Annotated in this window: 22 protein-coding genes; 13 read left to right on the top strand and 9 right to left on the bottom strand. The window is 37.9% G+C overall.

Going from position 1 to position 26,301, the window contains the following annotated elements; all coding sequences use genetic code 11:
• Window positions 1-71 precede the first annotated feature (71 nt).
• On the top strand, window positions 72-1,055 hold the full coding sequence (locus A7A78_RS10355; protein WP_068762387.1) for a GlxA family transcriptional regulator: 984 nt from the start codon (window positions 72-74) through the stop codon (window positions 1,053-1,055).
• Window positions 1,056-1,102: 47 nt separating this feature from the next.
• Here A7A78_RS10355 and A7A78_RS10350 read toward each other — a convergent pair whose 3' ends face one another.
• The 5 genes from A7A78_RS10350 to A7A78_RS10330 all read right to left on the bottom strand — a co-directional run bounded on the left by A7A78_RS10350 (window position 1,103) and on the right by A7A78_RS10330 (window position 3,894).
• Complete coding sequence (locus A7A78_RS10350; protein ID WP_068762386.1) at window positions 1,103-2,059, bottom strand: DUF4382 domain-containing protein; 957 nt, start codon at window positions 2,057-2,059, stop codon at window positions 1,103-1,105.
• 291 nt (window positions 2,060-2,350) lie between these two features.
• Window positions 2,351-2,773 (bottom strand): SRPBCC family protein, encoded by a 423-nt coding sequence (locus A7A78_RS10345; protein ID WP_068762385.1) that lies wholly within the window; start codon window positions 2,771-2,773, stop codon window positions 2,351-2,353.
• A gap of 27 nt (window positions 2,774-2,800) precedes the next feature.
• On the bottom strand, window positions 2,801-3,112 hold the full coding sequence (locus A7A78_RS10340) for an ArsR/SmtB family transcription factor (protein WP_068762384.1): 312 nt from the start codon (window positions 3,110-3,112) through the stop codon (window positions 2,801-2,803).
• A 79-nt stretch (window positions 3,113-3,191) separates the two neighbouring features.
• The gene (locus tag A7A78_RS10335) at window positions 3,192-3,416 is read right to left on the bottom strand and encodes a hypothetical protein (RefSeq protein WP_094746106.1); all 225 of its coding nucleotides are present in this window, start codon (window positions 3,414-3,416) and stop codon (window positions 3,192-3,194) included.
• On the bottom strand, window positions 3,406-3,894 hold the full coding sequence (locus A7A78_RS10330) for a DinB family protein (protein WP_068762383.1): 489 nt from the start codon (window positions 3,892-3,894) through the stop codon (window positions 3,406-3,408). Before A7A78_RS10330 ends, A7A78_RS10335 begins: the two co-directional genes overlap by 11 nt.
• Window positions 3,895-4,011: 117 nt before the next feature.
• On the opposite strand from A7A78_RS10330, the gene A7A78_RS10325 reads away from it, so the two are divergent.
• The 6 genes from A7A78_RS10325 to A7A78_RS10300 all read left to right on the top strand — a co-directional run bounded on the left by A7A78_RS10325 (window position 4,012) and on the right by A7A78_RS10300 (window position 12,120).
• On the top strand, window positions 4,012-4,974 hold the full coding sequence (locus tag A7A78_RS10325; RefSeq protein ID WP_068762382.1) for a helix-turn-helix transcriptional regulator: 963 nt from the start codon (window positions 4,012-4,014) through the stop codon (window positions 4,972-4,974).
• A gap of 84 nt (window positions 4,975-5,058) precedes the next feature.
• On the top strand, window positions 5,059-6,459 hold the full coding sequence (locus A7A78_RS10320; protein ID WP_068762381.1) for an MATE family efflux transporter: 1,401 nt from the start codon (window positions 5,059-5,061) through the stop codon (window positions 6,457-6,459).
• Between the two features lie 60 nt (window positions 6,460-6,519).
• A complete protein-coding gene (locus A7A78_RS10315; protein ID WP_068762380.1) occupies window positions 6,520-7,032 on the top strand; it encodes an inorganic diphosphatase in 513 nt (170 codons plus the stop codon).
• Between the two features lie 142 nt (window positions 7,033-7,174).
• Window positions 7,175-9,709 (top strand): sodium-translocating pyrophosphatase, encoded by a 2,535-nt coding sequence (locus tag A7A78_RS10310; RefSeq protein ID WP_068762379.1) that lies wholly within the window; start codon window positions 7,175-7,177, stop codon window positions 9,707-9,709.
• 132 nt (window positions 9,710-9,841) lie between these two features.
• Window positions 9,842-11,104, top strand: a complete 1,263-nt coding sequence (locus A7A78_RS10305; RefSeq protein ID WP_068762378.1) for an MgtC/SapB family protein — start codon at window positions 9,842-9,844, stop codon at window positions 11,102-11,104.
• The gene (locus A7A78_RS10300; RefSeq protein ID WP_068762377.1) at window positions 11,104-12,120 is read left to right on the top strand and encodes an App1 family protein; all 1,017 of its coding nucleotides are present in this window, start codon (window positions 11,104-11,106) and stop codon (window positions 12,118-12,120) included. The genes A7A78_RS10305 and A7A78_RS10300 overlap by 1 nt, the downstream gene beginning before the upstream one ends.
• A gap of 127 nt (window positions 12,121-12,247) precedes the next feature.
• Here A7A78_RS10300 and A7A78_RS10295 read toward each other — a convergent pair whose 3' ends face one another.
• From A7A78_RS10295 to A7A78_RS10285, 3 genes are all read right to left on the bottom strand, one after another.
• Entirely contained in the window at window positions 12,248-12,772 is a 525-nt protein-coding gene (locus A7A78_RS10295) for a lipocalin family protein (protein WP_068762376.1), read from the bottom strand.
• A gap of 95 nt (window positions 12,773-12,867) precedes the next feature.
• Window positions 12,868-13,482: a deoxynucleoside kinase gene (locus tag A7A78_RS10290; RefSeq protein ID WP_068762375.1), complete on the bottom strand. Its 615-nt coding sequence runs from the start codon at window positions 13,480-13,482 to the stop codon at window positions 12,868-12,870.
• Between the two features lie 2 nt (window positions 13,483-13,484).
• Window positions 13,485-14,285 carry a hypothetical protein gene (locus A7A78_RS10285; protein ID WP_068762374.1) on the bottom strand — a complete coding sequence of 267 codons (801 nt, stop codon included), beginning with the start codon at window positions 14,283-14,285 and terminating at the stop codon, window positions 13,485-13,487.
• 174 nt (window positions 14,286-14,459) lie between these two features.
• Between A7A78_RS10285 and A7A78_RS10280 the strand changes: the two genes are divergently transcribed.
• The 6 genes from A7A78_RS10280 to A7A78_RS10255 all read left to right on the top strand — a co-directional run bounded on the left by A7A78_RS10280 (window position 14,460) and on the right by A7A78_RS10255 (window position 25,878).
• A complete protein-coding gene (locus A7A78_RS10280) occupies window positions 14,460-15,341 on the top strand; it encodes a GLPGLI family protein (protein ID WP_068762373.1) in 882 nt (293 codons plus the stop codon).
• An 86-nt stretch (window positions 15,342-15,427) separates the two neighbouring features.
• A complete protein-coding gene (locus A7A78_RS10275; protein WP_068762372.1) occupies window positions 15,428-18,187 on the top strand; it encodes a TonB-dependent receptor in 2,760 nt (919 codons plus the stop codon).
• A 129-nt stretch (window positions 18,188-18,316) separates the two neighbouring features.
• The gene (locus A7A78_RS10270; protein ID WP_068762371.1) at window positions 18,317-20,155 is read left to right on the top strand and encodes a hypothetical protein; all 1,839 of its coding nucleotides are present in this window, start codon (window positions 18,317-18,319) and stop codon (window positions 20,153-20,155) included.
• A gap of 143 nt (window positions 20,156-20,298) precedes the next feature.
• Entirely contained in the window at window positions 20,299-21,810 is a 1,512-nt protein-coding gene (locus A7A78_RS10265; RefSeq protein WP_094746105.1) for a C1 family peptidase, read from the top strand.
• Between the two features lies 1 nt (window position 21,811).
• Complete coding sequence (locus A7A78_RS10260) at window positions 21,812-25,090, top strand: caspase family protein (protein ID WP_068762369.1); 3,279 nt, start codon at window positions 21,812-21,814, stop codon at window positions 25,088-25,090.
• 173 nt (window positions 25,091-25,263) lie between these two features.
• A complete protein-coding gene (locus tag A7A78_RS10255; RefSeq protein WP_068762368.1) occupies window positions 25,264-25,878 on the top strand; it encodes a DUF4230 domain-containing protein in 615 nt (204 codons plus the stop codon).
• Here the strand turns inward: A7A78_RS10255 and A7A78_RS10250 are convergent.
• A complete protein-coding gene (locus A7A78_RS10250; protein WP_068762367.1) occupies window positions 25,873-26,199 on the bottom strand; it encodes a thermonuclease family protein in 327 nt (108 codons plus the stop codon). The genes A7A78_RS10255 and A7A78_RS10250 overlap by 6 nt on opposite strands.
• Window positions 26,200-26,301: the final 102 nt, after the last annotated feature.

Here is a 26,301-nt window from a genome sequence, read left to right as displayed (position 1 = left end):
AGCGAAAAGCGAAAAGCGAAGAGGAAACTTGAAGTGCGAAATACAAAATTCTAATAATCCAACAATCCAAAATGAAACATATATCAATCCTAGTCCCCGAAGGCAACTCCAGCCTTAGCAATCTGGAAGCAACGCATAAAATGTTCAATATGACGAATGATTTCCTTGTGGGAATGGGAAAGGAGCCAGCGTTTAAGACCCAGCTTGTGGCCACACATAAGGACGCGCGTTTAAGCAACGGAATATTCACTATTATTCCAGATACCACCATTGCTGAAGTAAAACAAACCGATCTGGTAATCATTCCAGCGATCCATGGCAATTACGAAAAGGTAGTTGAAACCAATAAGGAATTCATCCCTTGGATAGTGAAACAATACAAAAACGGCGCTGAGGTGGCCAGTCTGTGCATCGGTGCTTTTCTGCTCGCAAGCACGGGTTTGCTGAATGGTAGAAACTGCGCTACCCATTGGATTGCCGCAGATGAGTTTAGAACGATGTTCCCAAAAGTGAATTTGGTGGATGATAAAATAATTACGGACGAGCACGGGCTTTACACCAGTGGCGGCGCATATTCCTCCTTAAACTTAAATCTCTATTTGGTTGAAAAGTTCGCGGGTAGGGAAATGGCGGTGCTCTCTTCAAAAGTATTTGAAATAGACATTAGTCGAAACAGTCAAAGTCCTTTCATTATTTTCAAAGGGCAGAAAAGCCATGAAGATTCGGAAATCTTAAAAGTTCAGGAATTCATCGAAAAGAATTTTCAGGAAAAACTAAATGTAGATGATCTATGCGCAGATATGGCCTTAAGCCGAAGAACGTTTGAAAGACGCTTCAAAAAAGCAACTTCAAATACTATTGTGGAATATATGCAGCGCGTAAAAGTGGAAGCCGCAAAAAAAGAACTGGAAACGGGCCGCAAAAATGTAAACGAGGTGATGTATGATGTGGGGTACAATGACTCCAAAGCTTTCCGCGATGTATTCCGAAAAATAACAGATATGACGCCATTGGATTATATGAACCGTTACAGTAAGTTTGCAATGGATGCATAAAAAAACCTCCCCAAAGGGAGGTCTTAATAGTTGTTATTTAGTTGCTTCTATAATCCCAAAAGAACCTGTAATAATAACTGAATGGTAACTTCGGTATTGGCCATCACTGAGATGTCCATTAAATCTATTCCTACTTCACCATCGGCTTCAATCATTCCTGCGTATTCAAACACGCCGTCATTTTCTGGGTCTTCATAAGAAGCGAAGTGAACTTCATAATCGCCTTCATTCAAAAAGTAAAGCCCAAAACTATTATCGCTTCCACTTGCAACGCTACTTGTTACGGCATTGGAAAAACGTACTCCAGCTGCGTTTTCATTTTCTTCAGAAGCAGTATAACTTCCTTTTGTATAAACATAAGCTATTGTTTTATTGTCTTCGTTACCGGTATTATTGGTTGCGGTTCCTACAATTGCTCCAGCTTCAAGGGTGTTAACCACTCTAATACTATTTTGGAGTTGTACTTGACTAGCAAATTGGTAGCCTCCGTTTCCGGCATTAGCTACAATAGATTTACGCAAATCGAAGTCAATAACTACTTCATTTGAAGCAGATGCAGAAATATCAAAGTTATTGTTCACAGTGATCGTATTGTTTTCGGCTGTCAATTCAATCTTGTTGCTGTTTGTTGTAAGTACATAATTGGCAGGGGAATTACCAGATGCATCACTTTCGGTGTCCAATACCAAGGTCAATTCACTGTAGGTATTTGCAGCTAGGTCAATATCTCCCAATAATTGGGTATCACCATTTTGCAAAGCGTGTAAATCTATTGTTGTTTTTGTAAAACCGTTTACACTTACGCCATCTAACTGTACATCTGCAATGGTTACAAATACTCCCTGCACTTCTGCATTGTCTATAGGTCCGTCGGTAATATATACCTTGGTATTATAGGTTACTTCATCGGTGTTTGGGTCTGTACTGTCATCTTCACTACAAGAGGCCAGGCCTACTATTAATAATAGCGCTAGCATTGATTTGTAAATTACGTTTGTTTTCATAGTTTGTTTTATTATTATAGGTTTGTTAAACGTGGTTTATTTAATAACCACGCAGCAATGATAGCGCTAGTTACCTGACATTATTGTCAATCTTAACGAACCTTAACCTTTTTTGGGAAATATATTTGGAAGGAAATTTCCAATTTATAAATAAAATAAAAATGTCTAAATGTGATTGAAAATCAAGCTTCTGAGGTAGGAAAGTACGGACATTGAAAAAGGATAGTAATTAAAAACCCATAACTTTTATTTAACACAAGTGCATCTAAGGAATTTAACAGTTATACACATTTATTTAGACAAATACTCTTTCAAGGATGTGTTTATAATTTGGTCCCAGCCCATTTCAAAATTTGTCTTCGCAAAGTCTGGATTGTTTGGAAAACTTTCTAAACCGCGGTGTGTTAATTTCAACCTAGTTTCGTCTCCTTTTTCAAAGAGTTCAAAAGAAACAAAACTGTTGCCTTCATAACCATCATAACGCCAAGAATAGGTAAGTTTCTTTTCGGGAATTACTTCAGTTATCTCACAAAGATGCAAGTATTCATTATCTTCGGTACCACCCATAAACTGGAATTTGAAACCTACTTCGGGCTTGAATTCCGCAAGGTCAAAATACCATTTTTTCATTTCTTCTTTGTCTGTAATTGCTTTCCAAACTTTTGAAATGGACGCATTATAAACTCTTTCTATAACAATTGGTTTGCTTTCCATAATTTGAAATATTTGATTTTTGAATATTTACTGAGACTTCGATTTTAAGTGTTTATCAAGGGCAACCAATTTTTTGTTCCAAAATGCACTATACTGTTCCACCCAATGAGCTACTTCGTTTAAACTTTGCAGGTTGGCCTTGCAAAAGCGTTCGCGGCCTTCTTGCTTTATTGTAATAAGACCGCATTCGGTCAAAATTTTTATATGTTTTGAAATAGCGGGTCTGCTTATCTCAAAGTTTTCGGAAACAGCATTCAAATTCAGTGTTTCTGTGGAAAGAAGATTTATTATTTCCCTTCTGGTTGGATCGGCAATTGCTTGAAATACATCTCTTCTCATATTTGAATAGGTAACTGTTCGGTTACAAATATATATGTAACTATTTGGTTACGCAAATATTTTTTATAAAAAGATGTAGTTAAAACAATTCCTCACAATAAAAACCCTGATTGTGCAATGTAGTGCTAATATTTTCAGCCTTCAACAATTGGGTTTCAACCCGAAGGATGTTGTCGCAATCCTCCAGGTCGAAATTCCAATTGCCGTTTTGGCGGATCAATTTGTTCAGTAAGGGCCGAAGTTGTTTCACTTCATCATTTTTCGTAACTGATGTTCTAAAGACTAAAACCATTTCATCTTTCATAAAATGCTGGTGGCTCAACCCCAAGGGAACGCAAATAGACAAAGCCTTGCCCACGATGGTGGATTTCATTGTCGATAAAATAAAAGATGGAAGAGATAACAGTGCCTTCATACATTCCAAAAAGCAGAATGTTTTCCTGAAAACGTTCTGTCGAGATCTGTGGCCACAGTGTATTGATCTGTTCTGTAGCCTCGTCCCAAAGCTGAAGTATTTTTTCTTTGCTGTTTCCGTGTTCCACGTGTTCATCCAAAGGCGCTGATTTTCCTGATACTATTTCCTGTATTCCCGGTCCTGCGATGCCCAAAAGTTCCATTGTCATTTCGGCAAAAGTGCGCATCCCCCCAATTGAATGGCTGAAAAATTCCTTTTCGGGAAAGGCTTCAATAGTTCTTCTTGTTAAGTTTCTGTGGCCTTGTAAGTGTTTAAGTAACTCTTCCGAAGAAATTACCTGCGCGGTTTTGTTTGCTGTTGCATTCATAATTTTTGTTTTTAAGTGATTATTGCTTCTGAAGCCAAAATTAAATGGGGCAGGTGACAGCCGTTTGTCAGTAGGAAAAAATAAATTTCATTTTATTTGAAATACTATCTTTGAAATATGAGCGACGCCCCCCTAAACCGTTTTGATAGAATTGTGGCAATTCTTATACAATTACAATCCAAAAAGATTGTAAAAGCACAGGAGTTGGCCGATAGGTTTGATGTAAGCCTGCGCACCATTTATCGCGACGTTCGCTCTTTGGAAACATCGGGTGTGCCCATTGTGAGCGAAGCTGGCGTGGGCTATTCCATTATGGATGGCTACCGTTTGCCGCCCGTAATGTTTACGCGCGAAGAGGCCAGCAGCTTTGTTGCTGCCGAAAAACTGATGCAGAAATTCACTGATAAATCTTTTGGTGCTTATTACGAATCTGCGATGTTTAAAGTGAAATCGGTTTTGCGCGGAAAGGAAAAGGATTGGATTGATGCGCTTCAGGCGCAAATAATTATAAATCCTACGGAAACGCTTTTTAATGAAAACATTCCGAATGCCTTGGAAATTCTTTTTGAAAGCATAGCGGAAAAGAAACAGGTTTTTGTGAAATATCAATCTATGGCTTCCGAAAAACCTTCGGAAAGACATTTGGAACCCGTTAGCATTTTTCACGAAAACAATTATTGGTATATTCTGGCCTATTGCCATTTCAGAAATGATTACCGGCAGTTTAGGACGGATAGATTGCTTCAAATTCAACGGACGGTGCTTCCTTTTAAATTGGAGCACGGTACTTTGGATGATTTTCGGCAAAAGGAGAGCGACGCCCACAAAACAAAAGTTAGAATCCTTGTTGATAAAAGTATCGTGAGATTCTTAAAGAGCGAGCGAAATCACTATGGTTTTGTTTCCGAAGAAATTAAGAACGAAGGTGTGGAAATGACTTTTTTCACCCAAAGTGTAGAGCACGGTTTTGCCCGCTGGTATTTAATGTTTGGCGATTATGCCCACATATTGGAACCCGAAAGTTTGAAACAGCGCCTTCTGGAAATTGTTGAAAACACGAAAGCCCGACTTCAGGAATAGTGTGATTATCACCCTTAAAATGTCGCAATTGCCCACTGTTTCGAAATCGTTTTTCTTTAAATTAGTCGCCAATTTATTTAAAAGATGGCAACACAATCCATAAAATCCTTTTTCAGTCTTTTAAGGGAAGCCATAGCAGGCAAGGAAATTGACCTTACGCAAGCAAGTATCAAAAAGGCCATCTTTCTGCTTGCCGTTCCAATGATTTTGGAAATGAGCATGGAGTCCATTTTTGCTTTGGTAGACATTTTTTATGTGTCCCAAGTAAGCACAAATGCCGTGGCTACAATTGGTTTGACCGAATCTGTAATCACCCTTGTATATGCCCTGGCGGTTGGGTTAAGTATGGCTGCTACGGCTATTGTTGCCAGGCGAATAGGCGAAAAAGACCCTGAAGGCGCCAAGCGAGTGACGGTGCAAGTTATTTTTTTGGGAATATTGGTTTCTTCAGTAGTTAGTGTGATAGGAATTCTTTTCCCGAAAGAAATTTTAGGCTTGATGGGGGGAGAGCAATCCTTAATTGATGAAGGGTATCGCTATACGCAAATCCTTATAGGTGGAAATTTCACTATTGTATTGTTGTTTCTTATCAATGCGGTTTATAGGGGTGCCGGTAACGCCTCCATGGCAATGTGGACGCTGATTCTCTCTAACGGTATTAATATCGTACTAGATCCAATTTTCATTTTTGGATGGGGCCCAATTCCGGAATATGGAGTTGCGGGTGCTGCAATTGCAACAACAATTGGTCGTGGAACTGCAGTGCTTTTTCAACTTTATATTTTATTCTACGGAAATACTCGAGTCAGGTTGGCATTAAAGGATTTTGTGGTAAACATAGGGGTGATGATCAACTTAATTCGTGTTTCCCTTGGCGGAATTGGCCAGTTTATAATTGGCACTAGTAGTTGGATTTTCTTAATGCGCATTATTAGTGAATTTGGCAGCGAAGTGCTGGCAGGCTATACTATTGCAATTAGGGTTATTATGTTCACAATGATGCCTGCTTGGGGGTTGAGCAATGCGGCGGCCACATTGGTTGGGCAAAATTTAGGTGCCAACCAACCTGAACGCGCTGAAACTTCCGTTTGGAAAACCGCCAAATACAACGCCTTTTTTATGGTTTCGGTTTCTGTAATTTACCTTTTGTTTGCAAAAACAATTGTTGGCTGGTTCAGTGTGGATCCCGAAGTTTTAAAATACGGAGCGCTTAGTTTACAAATTGTAACAATAGCATATTTTCTTTTTGCCTATGGAATGACGGTAACCATGGCTTTTAATGGGGCCGGCGATACTAGAACCCCTACTATAATTAACTTCTTCTGTTTTTGGATTTTTCAGTTGCCTTTTGCTTATTTTACAGCGATTGTGCTGGATTGGGGGCCCATTGGGGTGTTTATTGCAATTGCATTGGCAGAATCCTTAATTGCAGTTATAGCAATTGTTTGGTTTAAAAAAGGAAAGTGGAAAATGATAAAGGTTTAGTTTTATAAGGCTTTATTGGCTTAATGGATTATTTTTGCATCCTTTAAATAATTCAAGATAATGAAAAAGACATTTGACGTACTGATAGAAATTCCCAAAGGAAGCCGCAACAAATACGAATACGATTTTAAACTGAAAAAAATCCGTTTTGATAGGATGCTTTTCAGCAGTATGATGTATCCTGCAGATTACGGTTTTATCCCAGAAACCTTAGCCCTTGATGGAGATCCGCTTGATGTTTTGGTTTTGGGTGGCGAGCCCACTTTCCCAATGTGCGTGATGGAAGTGAAGCCCATCGGCGTTTTCCATATGGCCGATGAAAAGGGGCCAGATGAAAAGATAATCTGTGTGCCAATTTCAGACCCTATTTGGAGCAGCTTAAATGACCTATCTGATATGAACCCACACCTAGTGCGTGAAATAGAACACTTCTTCCAAGTTTACAAAGACCTTGAAAAGAAAAAAGTTGATGTTGACGGGTGGGGAGATGCCAATGAAGCTGTCGAAATTTATAATCAATGCGTTAAGCGCTATAAAGACACACCAGAAGTTCAGGGGCATTTCAGTATTTAAAAACCACAGAATCAAATTCTTCTTTGAAAAACACTAAGTCTTTATGGCCTGTGTGGTTTGGTGAAATTTAGTGTTTCGTATCCCAAACCAATTCCCTATTTTTGCAGTCGCAAATTTGAAAACCAACTTAATTTAAAAATTTATGGAATCAATGATGATTTACGCGCCAATTGTAATGGCGGTATTAGGCTTAATCTTTATGGCCGTTAAACGCTCATGGGTAATGAAGCAAAACCCAGGCGATGGTAAAATGAAAGAAATAAGCGACCACATTTATGAAGGTGCCTTAGCCTTTCTTAATGCTGAATACAGATTACTTGCTGTATTTGTTGTTATAGTGAGTGTTGCTTTGGCAATAGTTTCCTTCGTTGTTCCAACTACACATATATTAATAGTAGTTGCATTTATATTCGGTGCTATATTTTCTGCCCTTGCAGGTAATATGGGGATGAAAATCGCTACAAAAACAAACGTTCGTACTACTCAAGCTGCACGTACGAGTCTTCCAGATGCCTTAAAAATATCTTTTGGTGGCGGTACGGTAATGGGTTTGGGTGTTGCTGGTCTTGCAGTATTAGGCCTTACATTATTTTTCATTATTTTCTTCCACGTTTTTATGAATGGTGTATGGGAACCAACTACAGTTGATGGTATCACCAGAGCTCCACAGGAGTTAATGACCATTGTTCTTGAAACATTGGCAGGATTCTCTCTTGGAGCTGAATCTATTGCCCTTTTTGCACGTGTTGGTGGTGGTATTTACACAAAAGCTGCCGACGTTGGGGCGGATTTGGTAGGAAAAGTTGAAGCTGGAATCCCGGAAGACGATCCGCGTAACCCAGCAACTATTGCCGATAACGTAGGTGATAACGTAGGTGACGTTGCAGGTATGGGTGCCGATTTATTTGGTAGTTATGTAGCAACAGTGCTTGCAGCGATGGTTTTAGGTAACTACGTTATAAAAGATATGGGCGGAGCCATTACAGATGCTTTTGGAGGTATTGGCCCGATTTTATTGCCAATGGCAATTGCAGGTGCAGGTATCATCATTTCTGTGATTGGTACTATGTTAGTGAAGATAAAAAGTAATGATGCAAAAGAAGCTCAAGTAATGGGCGCCTTGAATGTCGGGAACTGGGTTTCTATAGTTTTAGTGGCAGTTTCGTGTTTTGTACTTGTAAAATGGATGCTTCCTGAAACTATGAATATGAGTTTCTTTGGCGAAGGGCTACAAGAAATTTCTTCAATGAGAGTGTTTTATGCCACCTTGGTAGGTTTGGTTGTTGGTGCCGTAATTTCATCGGTAACTGAATACTATACAGGTTTAGGTAAAAAACCAATCCTTAAAATAGTTCAGCAATCATCAACTGGTGCTGGAACAAACATTATAGCAGGTTTGGCAACGGGTATGATTTCTACTTTCCCTTCAGTATTACTTTTTGCAGGTGCTATCTGGGCATCCTATGCTTTTGCAGGTTTTTACGGAGTTGCGCTTGCAGCTTCTGCAATGATGGCTACAACAGCTATGCAGCTTGCAATTGATGCTTTCGGACCTATTAGTGATAACGCAGGTGGTATTGCCGAAATGAGCGAGCAAGAACCAATCGTTCGTGAACGTACAGATATTTTAGACTCTGTGGGTAACACAACTGCTGCAACTGGAAAAGGTTTTGCCATTGCTTCTGCTGCTTTAACTTCATTGGCACTTTTTGCTGCTTATGTAACCTTTACAGGGATTGATGGTATTAACATCTTTAAAGCGCCTGTTTTAGCGATGCTTTTTGTGGGTGGTATGATTCCTGTTGTTTTCTCTGCTTTGGCAATGAATGCGGTTGGTAAAGCTGCAATGCAAATGGTGAATGAAGTGAGACGTCAGTTCCGTGAAATTCCAGGAATTATGGAAGGTACCGGAAAACCACAATACGATAAATGTGTGGCTATTTCAACCAAAGCTTCCCTTAAGGAAATGTTGTTGCCGGGTATTATGACCATTGGTTTTCCCTTGGTTATTGCTTTCGTTCCAATGATTTTCGGAATGAACAATATGGCAATCGCTGAAATGCTTGGTGGTTATATGGCAGGTGTTACCGTAAGTGGTGTGCTTTGGGCTATTTTCCAAAACAACGCTGGTGGTGCTTGGGACAATGCTAAAAAATCTTTTGAAGCAGGAGTAATGATCAATGGCGAAATGACCTATAAAGGAAGTGACGCCCACAAAGCAGCCGTAACCGGTGATACTGTTGGAGATCCATTTAAAGATACTTCAGGACCATCAATGAACATTTTGATTAAACTTACTTGTTTGATTGGACTTGTAATTGCTCCAATCCTTGGAGGCCATACAACAGACGCAATGGCTACTGAAACCTCTTCAGAAGAAGTTTACTTTATTGATGCCGATGGAAACAAAACAATTTTGACCGAAAAACAGGTTCAATATCTTGAAACCGGAAGTACTATTGAAGAAGGTGAAAACCTAAAGAACAAAACCGAAACAACGGTTGAAATGTTAAAGAACGATAATAACGACCAAGTTACTGCAAACGTTACCATTTCAAGAACGGTTGATGGTGTTGAAACTACAGAGACTAAAACCTTCACAGGAACAGAAGAAGAAGTTCGCGCACAATTGAAAGATGTGGACGGGGTGAAGATTAAAGTGAAAGACAAGGAGTAAATAAATTCCAAATCACAAATAACAAATTCCAACCTGTAGAGCCTAAAGCTTTACAGGTTTTTTATTTAAAGAAATTTCTCAATACTCAATACTCAATTCTCAATTCTCAAAATTTACTATCTTAGCTTTGCTATGGATTACAAAGACCTCGTAACGCTTGGTATTGCTTTTGGGCTCGGTTTGCTTGTTGGACTTCAACGCGAAAAAAGCGACCACGAAATGGCTGGAGTGCGAACCTTTACACTTATTGCTATTTTGGGAGCAGTTGCAGGTTTTCTTACACGAGATTTCAACAATCCTTTTATTCTTCCAATGTTCGGAATTGCTGTTACGGCATTAATGATTATGGCGAACGTAATTAAGCTTAAAAAAGAACCTGAGAGTAGTGTGGGCCAGACAACCGAAGTCGCTGTTTTGTTGATGTTCGCTATTGGCTCGTATTTAGTTTTGGGAGATCAACTAATTGCAGTTATAGTTGGTGCTACTTTGGCAATTCTTCTTTACATAAAAGAAACACTTCATAATTTTATTGATAGATTAAAGGAAAAAGACCTTGCTGCAATTATGACCTTTGTGGGAATTTCTTTGGTAATCCTTCCCATTCTTCCCGATGAAACTTATGGCCCGTTCGATGTTTTAAATCCACGGGAAATTTGGTTGATGGTTACTCTTATTGTTGGAATTAGTATTTTGGGTTATTTCGTATACAAATGGGTTGGAAAAAAAGCAGGAATGATCTCAAACGGAATTCTCGGCGGCGTTATCAGTAGCACGGCAACAACGGTAAGCTATTCCCGAAATTCCAAAAATAGCAAAACCCTTGGAAAAGTTTCTGTTTTTGTTATATTGACTGCCGTTACAGTTTCCATAGTTCGGGTAATTGTGGAAATAGGAATTGTAGTTCCCGAGAAATTGCCCGCGCTTATCCTTCCGTTTTTGATTCTTTTTGTGTTTATGGCAGTGCTTTCCGTGATTCTTTTTTATACCATTTCAAAAGAAAAAAATGAAGAGGAAATGCCCGAACCGAAAAATCCCGCACAATTTAAAAGTGCGTTTATTTTCGGTCTTCTCTATGGACTCATTTTGCTTGCAGTTGCATATACCGAAGAAAAATTCGGCAACAGCGGACTTTACATAGTCTCAATAGTGGGTGGACTGGCAAAAAAAGATGCAATCACACTTTCCCTTGCGCAATCCATAAAAGGCGGACTGGAAACAGAATTGGGTTGGCGATTGATTATGACTGGTCTTTTAGCCAATTTCGCCTTTAAAATTGTGCTCGCCGCTGTCTTGGGAAGCAAACAATTGGCAAAATGGCTGGGTGTAGCAATGGCCCTTTCCATAATCGCCGGACTTTTATTGATGTGGCTGTGGCCAGAAAATTGGCATTTTTAATGGGAATTTTCAAAAAAGACCCATTAAAAATAATTACTTTCCGAAGCTACGGAACCCCGACCCATTTGTACGTAAAAGGGAGGGCTTTGGAAGATGAAAATATTGACCTTTCAAAAAAAGGATTTTTCAACCTTCTTTGGAATACCTATAAGCGTTTTGAAACCGATTTAATAAAAAATGCACCGCTAATCCTAACGCTTCCCGATGGCAGAAAAATAACGACTGAAACAGATAATCAAGGTTATTTTTTGATTGATGAAACCATTGAAAATTTAATGCCATTAATTGATGAAAACGGTTGGTTGAAGTATGAAATTTTCTTTGCTGAAAAGTTCCCAAAAAGAATAATTCAGAAGAATAATAAATTTACGGGCGAAGTGATGATTGTTCCCGAAACAGCAAAATTCGGAGTTATTAGCGATGTTGACGATACCATAATGCACACAGGGTTAACTTCCCGTTTTAAATGGCAAGTACTGAAAAATACTGTATTTAAGCGTGCGGAAAAAAGAATTCCGCTGGAAGGTGCCGTAGATTTTTACGAAAAGTTGAAAAATGGAAAATCTGGAAATGATTGCAATCCCATTTTTTATGTAAGTCACAGCCCGTGGAATCTTTATAGATATTTAGAAGTATTTTTAGAGAAAAACAATTTCCCTAAAGGTCCAATCCTGCTTCGGGATTTTGTGAATCCGTTCGCCAAGAAATACATCCCGATAGCTATCGGGACCGAAAAGCCGCAGAAGCAAAAGGAAATCACCAATATTTTAAAAACCTATCCCAAATTGCAATTTATTTTAATAGGCGACAGCGGCGAGCACGACCCGGATATTTATATTGAAATTGCAGAAACGCACCCAGAAAGAATTCTTGCAATTTATATGCGAAGCGTTAACCACGCCAAGAAAATGATTCGCGTAAAAGGATTGTTTGAAAAATATGAAACTGTGCCGGTTCTACTTGTGGAAAAGAGTAATGCCGCGGTTGAACATGCACGGCAAATAGGCTTTATTTAAACGAATAAAAAGTTCGTTCACTATTGAAAGATATGGAGAAAATGAAAATTAAAGAATAAATCTCATTTCATATAAAAATAAAAAACCCCATCAATTATTGACGGGGTTTTATATCAATAAGAATTTATTATTGCTTCGTGAAACTTAAAATTACTTCAGTTGTTGAGGTAACCGTAAAGCCTCCTTGCGACATTGTCTGACTTTCAACGGCTTTTAATACCAAAGTATTGTCGGTCAATTCCATAATACTTGCATCATTGGTCTCGTTATCAACAGTAATTGATAATGTGTTAGCGTTCATAGTCCAATCACCGCTTTCAAGAAATGTAAGTCCTTCCACATTCTGTGTGGTGGTTTGTCCATTTACAGTAGTTGTCAATTCAATACTATAGCTTCCGTCTGAAATAACTTTTTGAGGATTTTCAGTAAATGTTAGTGTGTAATCAATGTCATAAGCTTCTCCAACATAAGTGGCCGTAATGTTTTGACCTTGACCAGACGTGGTAGTATTTCCAGTATAATCTACCGCTGTTCCTTTCCAAACCCCAACAATATTACCGTTATTATTGATTGTTGGATTGTCATCGTCTTTTGAACAAGAAATAGTTAGTGAAATAAATGCTGTAAAAAGGAATAATTTAAAAATTTTCATTTGTAATGGTTTACGTGTTAATAAAAAGTTAAAGCGCGCAATATATAACTTTTATTAAATGTAAAAAAAGAAGAATTTTTATTTTTTTGTAGTGTTTAAAACAAGCCGTGAAGTTCCGCATCTATCTTGTTGATTACCTGACCTAAATGCTCAGGATCATCCACAAAATTAATGTTGTCCACATCAAAAATAATGAGATTTCCTTTATTATAATCGTGTATCCAAGCTTCGTAACGTTCGTTCAAACGGCTTAAATAATCTATACTTATAGAGTTTTCATACTCGCGGCCGCGTTTGTGTATTTGATTCACTAAATTAGGGATGCTGCTTCGCAAATAGATAAGCAAATCTGGTCCTTCGGTAACACTTTCCATTAAATCAAAAAGCGAACGGTAGTTTTCAAAATCGCGATTCGTCATCAAACCCATTGCGTGCAGGTTTGGAGCGAAAATATAAGCATCTTCGTAAATGGTTCTATCTTGGATTACATTCTTTCCCTTTTCACGAATTTCAAGAATCTGGCGAAACCGACTGTTCAAAAAGTAGATTTGCAGGTTGAAGGACCAACGCTCCATTTGGTTGTAAAAATCATCCAAATATGGGTTGTCTTCCACATCTTCATAATGGGCCTGCCATTTGTAATGTTTTGCCAATAAACGCGTAAGGGTGGTTTTTCCGGAACCTATGTTTCCTGCAATTGCAACGTGCATAGTTATTCTTTAGTTGGGAGGGTTAGTTTAAAAGTGTGCAAATTTTCGCCGTCATAAATATACAGGAAATCATTGGTAAGCTGCAAGTCTTTAATTGTTATTTCGGTCAACGGCAGCTTCACGGTTTCGTGTGAAATGGCATCATTCCGCATAGCGAAATCGGGGAGGTAGTAAAGTGATTTTTCCTTTAAAGCCACTAGATTTTCATTTTGTTGAATTATTTTCTCATACCCTTCCGAAGGCACTTCATTCAAAATGCTCCCGTAAATATTGAAGGCGCGCAGTTTCTTTTCCGTTAAAGTGAAGCAATAATTAAAATTGCTTGCCTGTGAAAGCAATTTTCCCGGAAAGGGTTGCGAAACCACAGTCTGCAATTTTGAGCCGTAATTGTAAAGTTCCAATTGCTGCGTATCTACATTAAAAAGCCACAAACTGTTGTTGCCAGCATTCGTAGCCGTGCTCACGTTGAGGAACTGGGGGAGATTATTGAAATTGATGCGCTGAATCTCGCTTAATTTATTGTCCAACAAAACCACCGTGTTCGTATCCTGAAAAAAAACAACCACTTTTAGCGGATTAATAATATCTACCGAAGTAATACGCCCCAATTGCAGATCATTGAAAAGAAAATTACCATCGGGTCCCTGTTTGTTCAGTACCCGATCTTTTATGGAATAATTGTTTTTGTAATTGTCAACACCTATAAACCTATCGGCAGCAAGCGGAACCTTGCTAACGGGGGCAAGACTTTGTGAAATACCCAACTGGCAAATAAAGAATATAATGTGAAAAAAATGCTTCATAGATTCGGCAAGTTACAAAATGAAGGTTTTAGTTGAACGAAAAATAATGTAACAGATTATAACTTGAAGCGTCTTAGTGTTAAGGAACACTATTTGTTCAAACAAATTAAACTATTTTTAAACATTTAGGTCAAAGTGTTTTAATTTTGACATAAACCATCAATAAATTTTTTTATGAAAAGATATATTCTAATTTTTCTTCTACTTTTTTCCTTCGGAATAAACGCCCAAAACATTAGCGGCCAAGCCTTTTACGAATCCAAGACCACGGTAGATATGGATGCCCTTGGCGGTGGTCGCGAAATGAGCGAGGAAATGAAAAAAACCGTTGCCCAAATGATGAAAAGTGCATTGGAGAAAACCTATATTCTCACTTTCAATAAAGACGAATCCATTTATAAGGAACAGGAAAAGCTGGATGCCGCACCTATGAATCCCGGTTTTAAAATGATGATGAGCAGCTATTCGCCCGGGGCGCAATATAAAAATCTGAAAACAGGAGAAATTGTGGAGGAAAATGAATTCTTCGGAAAACAGTTTTTGGTGACAGATTCCATCAAAACCCTGGATTGGCAAATAACAAAAGAATCCAAAACAATTGGACAATACATCGCTTTCAAAGCAACTGCCATTAAAAAGGTTGACCCCAATGATTACAGCATGGCGCGCCCAAAAAAGAAAGATGAAAAAGAAAACGCAGAAGTAAAAAAAGACACTGCCCAACCGCAAGACCCGATGGATATGATTGAAATTCCTGAGGAAATTGAGGTTACTGCTTGGTTTACGCCACAAATTCCGGTGAGTAATGGTCCGGGAGAATACGCCGGCCTTCCCGGTCTTATCTTGGAATTGAATGTTTACAGAACCACGCTGCTGTGTTCCAAAATAGTGATGAACCCGAAAGATTCCGAAAAAATTGAACCACCCAAGAAAGGAAAGGAAGTTACCCGTGAGGAATATATTAAAATCGTAAAGGAAAAGACTGACGAAATTCGCGAGAATTTTAGAGGTCGTGGCGGCAATGGAGGCGGTGGTCGTCGTGGCGGAGGATTTTAAAAAAAGTCTTTAATTATTCTTTACTGTCACTGTAAATTATTTGTCAGGTCGAGCGCAGTCGAGACCTTTTTTCTTCAATAAATGTTATGAAAAAAATCCTTTGGTTATCCGTACTTCTTGTTAGTTTTTCTCTCTCCGCACAAAGCATAAAGGTAAAAGGAACCATTAAAGACAGCATCGGCAATCCATTGGAATTTGCAAATGTAATTGCCTCCATAAAAGCTACCGGCGCAACGGAATCCTACGGAATTACAAACTATCAAGGCCGCTATCAATTAGATCTTCCCAAAGGGAATAATTACATTTTAAGAGCGAGTTTTCTAGGTTATGAAACCAAGGAACAAACCGTAAATGTTCCCGCCGATGCAGAAAATATTGATTTGGATTTCATTTTAAAACCACAGGAAAACCAATTGGACGACGTGGAAATTGTTTACGAAATGCCCGTTACCGTAAAAGGCGACACGATTGTGTACAATGCCGACAGTTTCACCAATGGCGACGAGCGAAAACTTGGTGACGTGATGAAAAAACTTCCCGGCGTTGAGGTAAATGAAGATGGCGAAATACAGGTAGAAGGCAAAACCGTTTCAAAAGTAATGGTTGAAGGCAAGGATTTTTTTGACGGCGACAGCAAGTTAGCCACCAAAAATATTCCTGCCGATGCTGTAGATAAAGTTGAAGTTTTAAGAAATTACAACGAAGTGGACCAAATGCGCGGACTCGGAAATGATCGTGATAATGTTGCGATAAACATAAAATTAAAGGAAGGAAAGAAAAACTTTTGGTTCGGGGAAGTTACTGCCGGCGCAGGAATTGCCGATGAATACGGTGATGACAATGGACGTTATTTAGTACATCCGAAACTTTTCTATTACAGCCCAAAATATAGTATAAATGTAATTACCGATTTTAATAATATTGGGGAAGTTCCTTTTACGTTTCGTGATTATTTCAACTTTACGGGTGGTTTTAAAAACTTCAATAAAGGTGGTGGAACCAGTTTTAGGATTAGCGATAGCGACCTTGGGTTTGCAGTTTCACAGAACGATAGAGCAAAAAGTATTGACGCGAAATTTGTTGCGGGAAATTTCAGTTATGCTGTGAATGACAAGCTGGATATCAGCGGCTTCGGAATTTTGAGCGACAACAAAACGAATATCGTCAACAACAGTATTCGTCAGTATATTTTAACGGGAATTACAGAAAATACAAACACCAGCAACGACCAGCGCAACCAATTGGCAATGCTGAAATTGAGCAGCACTTATAAGCCAAATACAAATTTCCAATTGGATTATGATGCTTTGGTAAAAACTTCGAAACAAACTGAAGACGACGCCACTATTTCAATAGTTGGAGGCAATCAAAACGATATTACGGAAGTGAAGGAAAACAAGCCGTTTTCAATCAATCAAACTGCGAATGTTTACTATACTTTGGACGATAAAAATATATTCGCGGCAGAGGTTCAGCATTTGTACCAAAACGAGGATCCGTTTTATCAAGCTGCGCAGGATTCCATTCCGTTTCGTGGGGTTTTTACACAAATAAATCCCCTGGATCCTTTTAATAGCGACGCCGATACTTTTGATCCTTTGGAGCAATCTGATCGATATAATATAAATCAGAACAAAACCGTGAAAAGCAATAAACTGGATGCAAAGGTTGATTATTACTACGTTCTTAATAACTTGAGCAATCTAAATTTTACAGTTGGAACAACCTACAGCAATCAGAAATTCAACTCTGCAATTTTTCAGATTTTGGATAATGGAACTCAAAACGCTTTTACGGAAAACGATTTCAACAATGATGTAACCTACGCTTTTACGGATGCTTTTTTTGGGCTTCACTATAAGCTGAAAAGTGGAAAATTTATTTTCACACCCGGTCTTACACTTCATAATTATAGCTTGAAAAATGAGCAATTAGGAACAACTGCTACCCAAAATGATTGGATGGTTTTGCCAGATATAAATGTGATTTTGGAATTGAAGAAAAGCGAAAACCTGCGTTTTAACTATTCAATTACTTCGGAATATAGCGATGTTAACGATTATGCCCAAGCTTATGTTTTCAACAATTACAACCGACTGTTCCGCGGAAATCGTGAGCTTGAAAATTCACTTTCGCATAGCTATAATTTAACGTATTTCAGTTTTAATCTTTTCAACTATACAAATATTGGAGGGAATTTGAGTTACACACGTAGGATTGACGCAATCAAAACAAATACCGATTTGGTGGGCATTAACCAAGTGAGTAGCCCAGTGAATTTTGACAGCAATTTTCCCGATGAAACATTCTCGGCAGTGGGAAGATTCAGCAAAACAGTGAAAAAAGTTCAATTTAAGTTGGATGCGGCGGTGTTTTTAAGCAAAACAAATAACAATATAAATGAAGAAATTCGCGAGAGCCAAAGCTTTACGCAGAATTACAACGCGAGTGTACAAAGTAATTTCAAGACTTTTCCAAATTTTGAAGTTGGCTATCGTTTCGTAAAAAATGATTACGATAATGGTGGCGCAGAACAGACTTTTTTCACAAATCGGCCGTATGCAAATGTGAACCTTCGTTTTTTAAAGGATTTCAATCTTTTTGCGGAATGGGATTATTACAACTATACAAATGATGCGAAAACGGTTGAAAACAGCTATTCTTTTTTCAACGCAAATCTTTACTACAAACACGGCGAAAGTCCGTGGGAATTTTCGGTGCAGGCAACAAATATTCTCGATACTGAATCTATAAACAATGATAGTTTCAGCGATCAATTCAACACAACTTCACAGTATTTTGTAATGCCTCGTATTATGATGTTTGTAATAAAATATGATTTGTAGGATTGGCTGAAAAAGTATTTTCAATCTTAGAAATTTTAACTTCACAGCTTTTTGAAATACGTCAATTGTCTTATTTCAAAGTCTAAAAAGCTGCCGTTATTTTATAATGTAAAAACTTATTTCAACATTATGAAAAACTGCATACTTCTTTCTGCTTTTTTTGCGACCTCATTAGTTTGTTTTGGTCAAATTCGTGAATATGGGTACGGCAACCCTATGATTCCAATTTATTATAATTATAATATGAACAAGCCCAATGAATCTGCTGCTGCAATAACTAATATTAAAGGAGATAAAAAAATGTGGGAGAAATTTGTTTGTGATGGAGGCAAGTGTAAACCGGGTATTTATAATAAAATAGAGTTTGTTGATGACCTAGGAAACAAGTATTATACAAAAGGAGAGGTTTATTATAAGAAATCATATGCTAATAGTTCCAAAAGCTATATGTTCAATGGTCCAATGTCTATTTATTATGCAGAAACCGGAACATTGGCTTTTGAAGGAGTATATGCAGATTACGGTATTGTAAGTACTGAATTTGACAACCATATATATTATAGGAAAGATGGCACTAAGTTCCTGGAATTCTTAAACGCAGTTGAAGATGGAAAAAAAATCCATAGAAAAATTGTTTATGATACGGATGGTTCGATACTTTCTGATTTGGAATACGACAGTGATTATAAGTATAAAGAATCTCCCAAATATCCATCTTTGGGTACTGTAAAAAATGGAAGTTCCAGTTACCCATTTCATTTTGATCCTATAAAAATCTGGTCGGGGACAAAAGAGGAATCCTGGCCATTTGTGGACCAAATAGCCATAAATAGCTACCTGCCCTCGGTTTTAGACCATAGTGACAAAGGCTCTTATGCTGGTTTTAGTCACGTGGGCGTCTATAATGTTCCAGATGGCAACCATATATCCGGTTTTTTGTTGCCCACTGTTGAGGAATATGGAAATGGTTCTGTAGTGTATGTAACAAATGAAACAACGAACGAATCTTACTACACAATATATTTTGACGGCACATTGGACCTAGATTTCAAAGTTTCAGTACCAAAAATGGTGCCTTTGGAATTTGTACAAAAACTGAATGAGGAAACGGATTATGAACACTTTCATCCTATAACAGTAAAATTTCCTACGGTTATCAATATGAAAACTAAAAACCTGCAAACCCACACAGGTTATGGAATTAATTATAGTACAGAAGTCCCTTTGGAATCAAAAATGCAATTTATACGCACAATGGAAATTGGCTTTTTCAAGAACGGAAAATTGGACGGATTGGGATATAAATTAAAGATGCACTCTATATCTAGCCCTTATTATGCCTCTGCATTTATTGGCTATAATGTTGACTATGAATATGGTTTTTTTGAAGATGGAGTCTTAAAAAAAGGTAAAAGCCATAAAGCGGAAGGAGAGATATGGACAGATATTTGGCATCCTGTAAAGGTTAAAGGAATAGAATTTGCATATCGTGCCCAACATCTTGAGAAATATCCTGTAAATTCCAAATCTATTAACTTTTCAACCTTATCCTTAGCCAAACCCTTAGATGTATATATAGGGTCAGTACATAAATGGGCACAGGTTCTGGAAATAGACAAAGCAAATAAAACACTTAAAGTAAAAACCTACCAAAAAAATGAACTTGCAACCGTAGGTAAAAATGATCAACTTTTTGTAAGTACCATAACAAGCGATGCTTATACTGAACAAACTTGCAAAAATTGCAGGGGAAGTAAAACAGTTTTGAATACATATAATAAAACTGAATATGTATATCGCTCCTCTGTCCAGAAAGGGCTTTATTATAATTATTATCGATCCTATTCCTATCCTGTAACTAAAAAAGTTTCAGAAGTTCTTACTTGTGGCACTTGTGAAGGAACGGGTAAAAAGGTATATAAGAATTTAGATGTCAAATATCTTTTCACGCCTATAGCCTTTGAATAAGGAAATTCCATTTCAATGCTTTAAGTTTTCAGATTAACCACAATCTGCAACTGACTATTGAGTAATAAGAATACGTCAATTGTCCTATTTCACAATCTAAATAGCTGCCGTTATTTTATAATGTAAAAACTAAATTCAACATTATGAAAAACCTAAGCTGCATTTTTACATTACTTTTTGTGAGTCTATTGTATGCCCAAGACCAATATGGCACTGGAATGATATGGGATGAGGAATCCTATAGAAGTATTCCATACAAAGTACAGTTCACGGCAAGCACCTATGACGATTTGCCCAGTTCCTACTCTTTGGAAAAGTATGCTCCCATTCCCGGCGATCAAGGTCAATACGGAACTTGTGTTGCCTATGCGGCTGCCTATGGTTTGCGAACTACCATGCTGGCAAAAGATTATGACATCACTGATAAACAGAAAATAACCGCAGCGGTACTTTCTCCTTCCTTTGTTTACTATGCAATAAAAAGGGAAGATGATGTGGATTGCAAAATGGGGACAAATCCAAAATTGGGTATGGAAGCTCTAAAAGTTTTGGGAGTGCCTACGCTTAAAACAGTACCCTATCAGTGCAATCCGAATATTTCCCAAGCAGCACAATTGGAGGCAATTGACTACAGGATTCGTGACTACCAAACGCTCTTTTTTTATGATGAACAAGCACCAATGGTGCGGGTAAATGCTACTAAAAAAGCATTGTCCGAAGGCTATCCAGTTCTTATAGGAATGAAATTGCCAGAAAGTTTTTTCACAGCAAAAAAGGTGTGGCGCACGATACCCAGTGATGAAGGTACGCAGGCCAAAAAGCACGGACAGCACGCTATGGTTGCTATTGGGTATGATGACAACTACGAAGGGGGTTGTTTTAGGGTTTTAAATAGCTGGAGCACCCAATGGGGCGACGGTGGTTTTATATGGATTCCGTATGATGTTTATGATAAATGGTGCTTGGGCGCTCTTCAGCCTTACAGCTATTACAAGAAAAAGGAAGATGATGTGAAACCTGATCCAAAACCAGATCCCAAGCCAGACCCTAAGCCAAATCCAAAGCCAGATCCAAACCCTATAGCTGCAAAACTGCCAGAAGGAAGCCTTCGGTTTGAGCAAAATAACGGCCAGCCAATGGCTGTAACCCGAATTTCGACCAGAAATTTGGTGGTAGAAGATGATGTGGAAGGGGAGGACTTAGTTGCATACAGAATGACGCAAGGATACCCAAGCAACACGCGTTTTCGATTTTATCTTAAAAACGTAAATGAAGGTTACATCTACGCATTTGCAACAGATCTTTCACAGAAAATCAATAAAATTTTACCTTTTGATAATGGAATGTCGCCGCTGATTGGTGCGAATTCAGAATTTGCTTTTCCAAGTGAAAAGAAAGTAATCAAAATGGACAGTAATCCCGGAACAGATTATCTTTTGATACTTTTTAGCCAAGAAGAATTGAATCAAACTGAATTGCTTCAAAAAATGCAACAGGCAAGTGGCGGGCTTACTTCAAAAATAAAAGCTGCCTTGGGCGATAAGTTGATTGATAAAAACATGGTGCAATACGCTGCTGGCGAACCTGGTTTTAAAGTGAAAGATGGCGCAAAAGGATATGTGGTTCCATTAATGGTTGAAATAACACACTTATAAAATGAAAAAGCTATTTATAGTATTCCTATTCCTTGGAGCACTCAATTTTCAAGCTCAGGATTCACGCATCGCAATTCAATCTGCACATAGCGGATTTGTAACTAAAATGCTTTTTGACAATCCTCGAAATCTCGTGGTTAGCTACGGAAATTTTGACGATAAAACCTTGAAATTCTGGGATAAGAAAACCGGAATTTTATTAAAAACCATTGATATTCCTGAACACGCAAGAGATTTAACCTTGGATGATATTTCAGGAAAGACCTATGTGGTTACTAAAAACGAAATTATTGTTTTCGACAATACAACTTTAAACGAAGTAAAACGATTTCAATCGAAAGATGAAATTCAAAATGTAGCCTTTCGAAAGACAGATAAATTGGTGTATTTCCTCACTGGCGATTTTGATGATATTGCTTTAAATACATTCAATCCAAGTACAGGAGGAATGCAGAAAACGGGCGGTGCTAAGTTTCCAAATCCGCAAGCGGGGGAAATGGAATTTTTAGAAAACGACGAGTTTATATGGTTTAAAAGTGGCGTTAGGGAACATCAAATTTATGATGTAATTCAAAAACAATATATTTCCTTGGCCCTTGCGCCACGGGCATTCTTCAAAAATCTAGATCAAATTTACACCGAAATTTTAGATGAAACCCATTTAAAAGTAAGTCGTTATAGCGCTGCAAATAACAAGTATGCTTGGGAGAAAACCGTGGTTATTGAAAAAAATACAAATCTCGCTATAAAAAACTTTAAAGGAAATGTTGCTATTTCGGAAGAGAGTAATTCACTTTGGGTTTCCTATTTAAAAACTCCAATTATTGAATTGAATGCAAATACAGGGGAGGTAAAAGGCGTAATTTATAATAATTTGAACAAGGGAAACCTTATCGCCGATAAAGATTATGTCTATGTCTATGAAAATGAAGAATTATTTGGACAGGGAAACTATAAGAAATACAAGCGATATTCAGACAAGCCCGTGACGCATTTTGGGAGTGAAGTTCTAAATTCGCAGAACATCGTTTTTTCGCGAAATGATAAATCGGTTAGCTTGTTTACTTCAGATATCAATGGAAAAATCTACTCGTTGTTAAGCAATAATGCAACAACCCAAGCTACAAAATACAACCCAAATTTTTCTACGAAATTTTCATTGTATGGCGATGTTTCTGTAAGTGCAGATGGAAACTTAGCCTATTACCTTACCCGAAATGATACCGAAGGAATTAAGCAATTTATTCCAGGAAATAAGGACAGTTTTAAAACCTTAACTACAGATTTTGACAAAAGTTCGAACACTGCAAACTTTAATGCAGACAGTAAATTACTAGGATATGTAAAAAACAATACGCTTCAAGTTATAAATGTTGAAAATAAACAAAGTGTTGCAACAATTCCTTTCAATAATGTTCGAAAAGCTGATCAAGCCTTTTTAGATATTTCGCCAGACGGAAAGGGCATCGCCGTTGGCCTTAGCGATGAAATTGTTTTTGATTATGAATATAAGGAAAGGCTCGATTATTTCAATCTTGAAACAAAGAATCTAGCTTGGAGCAAGCCCAATAGCTATCGCAATTTATTTCACCTAAAAGGAGGGAAGGAATTATTGGCCATAAATCTCGATACTAAAAATGCAGATGTTTTTAATACAGCTTCTGGCGAATTATTGCGGAGTTTTACCATTCCGCAAGCAGATTATTTGGCAGAATTTTCATTAAACCCAAGCCAAACCAAATTGATATTCTTCACCAAGGAAATGGGCACCAAAATCTACAATATAAACACGGGTGCTTTAGAAAGCGAAAGCAAAAACTTCAAAGAACTCTATAACGCTCGGGTTGCCTTTGTAACTGATGATGTTTATGCGCAGGCTTCGGATGGTTCTATAAAATTTTTCAACACCAATAGTCCGAATGAAATTTTAAGATTGATACTTTTTCTGGATGGTGAATGGGTTGCCCACACACCCGAAGGCCTTTTTGAAGGTTCCCAAAATGCTTGGGATAGGGTTGCCTTCGTGCGCGGACGTGAAACCATTCCGTTGGATCAGGTTTTCGATAAGTTTTATACCCCAAGATTATTGTTCAATATTCTACAAGGTGAAAAAATAGAAAAACCAACTATCGATATTGATAAAATTAAAACCCCGCCAACGGTAACGATAGCTTATACGGAAGGAACAAGAAATTTAACGGTTGAAGATGCAGTTGCAGTTATTAAAACCGAAAATCCTTCGGCAAAAATAACCGTTGAGGGTTTTGCAAAGGGCGATATAATTTCCGAAGTAAGACTGTATCACAATAACAAATTGGTTTCAAACAGCACCCGAAACCTTACCGTTGAAGATGACGCGCCAGCAGAAAGAAAAAAAGTTTTCAATCTAACATTGTTGGAAGGCGAAAACAACTTTCGCGCCGTTGCATTAAACAGCCAAAATACCGAAAGTGCGCCGCAGGAAATTTCCGTAGAATATAAACCAAAAAAGGAAGAGATTATAAAACCTGCGGGCATTCAACTTCACTTAATGGTTGTGGGAATTGACAATTATAAAAACCCAAAATACAACCTTAATTATGCAGTTGCCGATGCTAACGGATTTAAAGATGCTGTTGATTCTGGAATGAAAACCATTACTAGCAATGTGAATAATTACTACATTAAAAATGATGAAGCCAATAAGGATAAAATTTTACAAACCTTCAAGGAAATAGCTTCAAAAGCAAATCCGCAGGATGTTTTCATATTTTATTACGCCGGCCACGGAATGATGACGAGTGATGAAAACAAAACATTCTATTTAGTGCCGCACGATGTTACCCAAATATATGGCGCCGATGAATCCATTGCTCAAAAGGGAATTTCAGCTGAGCTTTTAAAGGAACTTTCAGCCTCAATTCCAGCGCAAAAACAACTCTACATTTTGGACGCTTGCCAAAGTGGCGGTGCATTATCGGCAATTTCATCTAGAGGAGCTGCCGAGGAAAAAGCGATTGCTCAATTGGCGCGAAGTACAGGAACACATTGGCTAACGGCAAGTGGTAGTGAACAATTCGCCACGGAATTTGACGAACTTGGCCATGGGGTTTTCACCTATGTTTTATTGCAAGCCTTAAGTGGAAAAGCAGATAGTGGTGATGGTAGAATCACGGTAAACGAATTGAAGGCGTATCTGGAAAGCCAAGTGCCGGAAGTTTCAGGCAAGTACAGGGGCAGTGCGCAGTATCCAGCAAGTTTTGGTTTTGGGCAGGACTTTCCAGTGGGAGTTAAAAATTAATGATAAATTATAAATTTATTTTTATTTTATCTGAGTGCTTCAAATGCTTTGTTATTTTAATGTGAAAATAATTGTTGCCGTAGAATTGTAATTTCAGAATGACTATTTTTGGTAAACGCTTCATTAAAAGGAATAATTTATATCTTTTAATGAAGCGACCTTAAGTCTTTTTTATGAGAAACATCTTCCTAGGAATCGTTATTGCCTTTGTGATTGTTTTCGGTCTGCGCTATTGTGAAAATCGAAAAGACAATCGGGAGCAATTGGAAGCCAATACTGCGCTTATTCAAAAAGAGCTGAAAAACGTTGGAAAATTGATTGTTACCGAAGGTAGCTACGCCCAGGTTTTCAGTTACAGCGATAGTAAAGATTTACTCTACGGAATGTTTGACGCACGAAAAAAAGCGTTGATTGTAGTAAATGCAAAAGCAAGCATTGCGTACGATTTAAGCCAAGTGAATACTGAAGTTGACGAAACTACAAAAACCGTAACCATCACAAATATTCCAGAACCGGAACTTTCCATAAACCCAAACATTCAATATTATGATGTAACTCAGGATTATTTAAACCAGTTTACAGCCTCAGATTACAACAAAATAAAAAGCCGAATTGAGAAATCACTTCGGAAGAAAATTGAAGCATCCGAGTTGCGAACAAATGCCGAAAACAGGCTCATTTCCGAGCTTCAGAAAATTTATATTTTAACGAATTCCATGGGATGGACGTTGAAATACAATGCAACAGTTGTTGATAACGAAGCAGAATTGCAGAAGTTGAAATTATAACATATACTCCACAGCGTGCCCATTTTGCACCAGCCATATATTTAAATCCAGCCCATCTATAATGATGTTTGCCAAATAACGACCGTACTTTTCCTGTTTGTCTTTATAAGAATTGATAGTGACTTCTTTATCCAAAATCATTGCGCGCACAATGTCCCGCACAACTAAACCTCGTTCTCTTTCCTCTCCGCGGAGTTCGGGGGTATTTATTCCATAAAGGCGAAATTTCATTTGTTGATAATGGTAAAACCCCAAATCCACCATTGCTGTAACCGTATCACCGTCGTAAACCTCGATGATTTTTGCTTTGTATTGATACATGATTTCATTTTTTTGATAAGACTCATAAAGTTACAAAAAACTGAAATTCAACACTTTAAAAAGCAGGTAAATTTTCCCCCTCTCTTCGGGAGGGTTGGGGTG

The organism is Aequorivita soesokkakensis, assembly GCF_001641085.1.
Classification (GTDB): Bacteria; Bacteroidota; Bacteroidia; order Flavobacteriales; family Flavobacteriaceae; genus Aequorivita; species Aequorivita soesokkakensis.
This window is presented reverse-complemented; position numbering and strand designations above follow the sequence as displayed.

Excerpts from the sequence above, each read along its gene's own strand:
- A7A78_RS10330 (WP_068762383.1), bottom strand. The coding sequence starts at position 3,894 with ATGAATGCAACAGCAAACAAAACCGCGCAGGTAATTTCTTCGGAAGAG.
- A7A78_RS10250 (WP_068762367.1), bottom strand. The coding sequence starts at position 26,199 with ATGTATCAATACAAAGCAAAAATCATCGAGGTTTACGACGGTGATACG.
- A7A78_RS10325 (WP_068762382.1), top strand. The coding sequence starts at position 4,012 with ATGAGCGACGCCCCCCTAAACCGTTTTGATAGAATTGTGGCAATTCTT.
- A7A78_RS10255 (WP_068762368.1), top strand. The coding sequence starts at position 25,264 with ATGAGAAACATCTTCCTAGGAATCGTTATTGCCTTTGTGATTGTTTTC.
- A7A78_RS10285 (WP_068762374.1), bottom strand. The coding sequence starts at position 14,285 with ATGAAGCATTTTTTTCACATTATATTCTTTATTTGCCAGTTGGGTATT.
- A7A78_RS10295 (WP_068762376.1), bottom strand. The coding sequence starts at position 12,772 with ATGAAAATTTTTAAATTATTCCTTTTTACAGCATTTATTTCACTAACT.
- A7A78_RS10290 (WP_068762375.1), bottom strand. The coding sequence starts at position 13,482 with ATGCACGTTGCAATTGCAGGAAACATAGGTTCCGGAAAAACCACCCTT.
- A7A78_RS10355 (WP_068762387.1), top strand. The coding sequence starts at position 72 with ATGAAACATATATCAATCCTAGTCCCCGAAGGCAACTCCAGCCTTAGC.
- A7A78_RS10310 (WP_068762379.1), top strand. The coding sequence starts at position 7,175 with ATGGAATCAATGATGATTTACGCGCCAATTGTAATGGCGGTATTAGGC.
- A7A78_RS10265 (WP_094746105.1), top strand. The coding sequence starts at position 20,299 with ATGAAAAACCTAAGCTGCATTTTTACATTACTTTTTGTGAGTCTATTG.
- A7A78_RS10300 (WP_068762377.1), top strand. The coding sequence starts at position 11,104 with ATGGGAATTTTCAAAAAAGACCCATTAAAAATAATTACTTTCCGAAGC.
- A7A78_RS10335 (WP_094746106.1), bottom strand. The coding sequence starts at position 3,416 with ATGAAAGATGAAATGGTTTTAGTCTTTAGAACATCAGTTACGAAAAAT.
- A7A78_RS10270 (WP_068762371.1), top strand. The coding sequence starts at position 18,317 with ATGAAAAACTGCATACTTCTTTCTGCTTTTTTTGCGACCTCATTAGTT.
- A7A78_RS10340 (WP_068762384.1), bottom strand. The coding sequence starts at position 3,112 with ATGAGAAGAGATGTATTTCAAGCAATTGCCGATCCAACCAGAAGGGAA.
- A7A78_RS10305 (WP_068762378.1), top strand. The coding sequence starts at position 9,842 with ATGGATTACAAAGACCTCGTAACGCTTGGTATTGCTTTTGGGCTCGGT.
- A7A78_RS10275 (WP_068762372.1), top strand. The coding sequence starts at position 15,428 with ATGAAAAAAATCCTTTGGTTATCCGTACTTCTTGTTAGTTTTTCTCTC.
- A7A78_RS10345 (WP_068762385.1), bottom strand. The coding sequence starts at position 2,773 with ATGGAAAGCAAACCAATTGTTATAGAAAGAGTTTATAATGCGTCCATT.
- A7A78_RS10350 (WP_068762386.1), bottom strand. The coding sequence starts at position 2,059 with ATGAAAACAAACGTAATTTACAAATCAATGCTAGCGCTATTATTAATA.
- A7A78_RS10260 (WP_068762369.1), top strand. The coding sequence starts at position 21,812 with ATGAAAAAGCTATTTATAGTATTCCTATTCCTTGGAGCACTCAATTTT.
- A7A78_RS10280 (WP_068762373.1), top strand. The coding sequence starts at position 14,460 with ATGAAAAGATATATTCTAATTTTTCTTCTACTTTTTTCCTTCGGAATA.
- A7A78_RS10315 (WP_068762380.1), top strand. The coding sequence starts at position 6,520 with ATGAAAAAGACATTTGACGTACTGATAGAAATTCCCAAAGGAAGCCGC.
- A7A78_RS10320 (WP_068762381.1), top strand. The coding sequence starts at position 5,059 with ATGGCAACACAATCCATAAAATCCTTTTTCAGTCTTTTAAGGGAAGCC.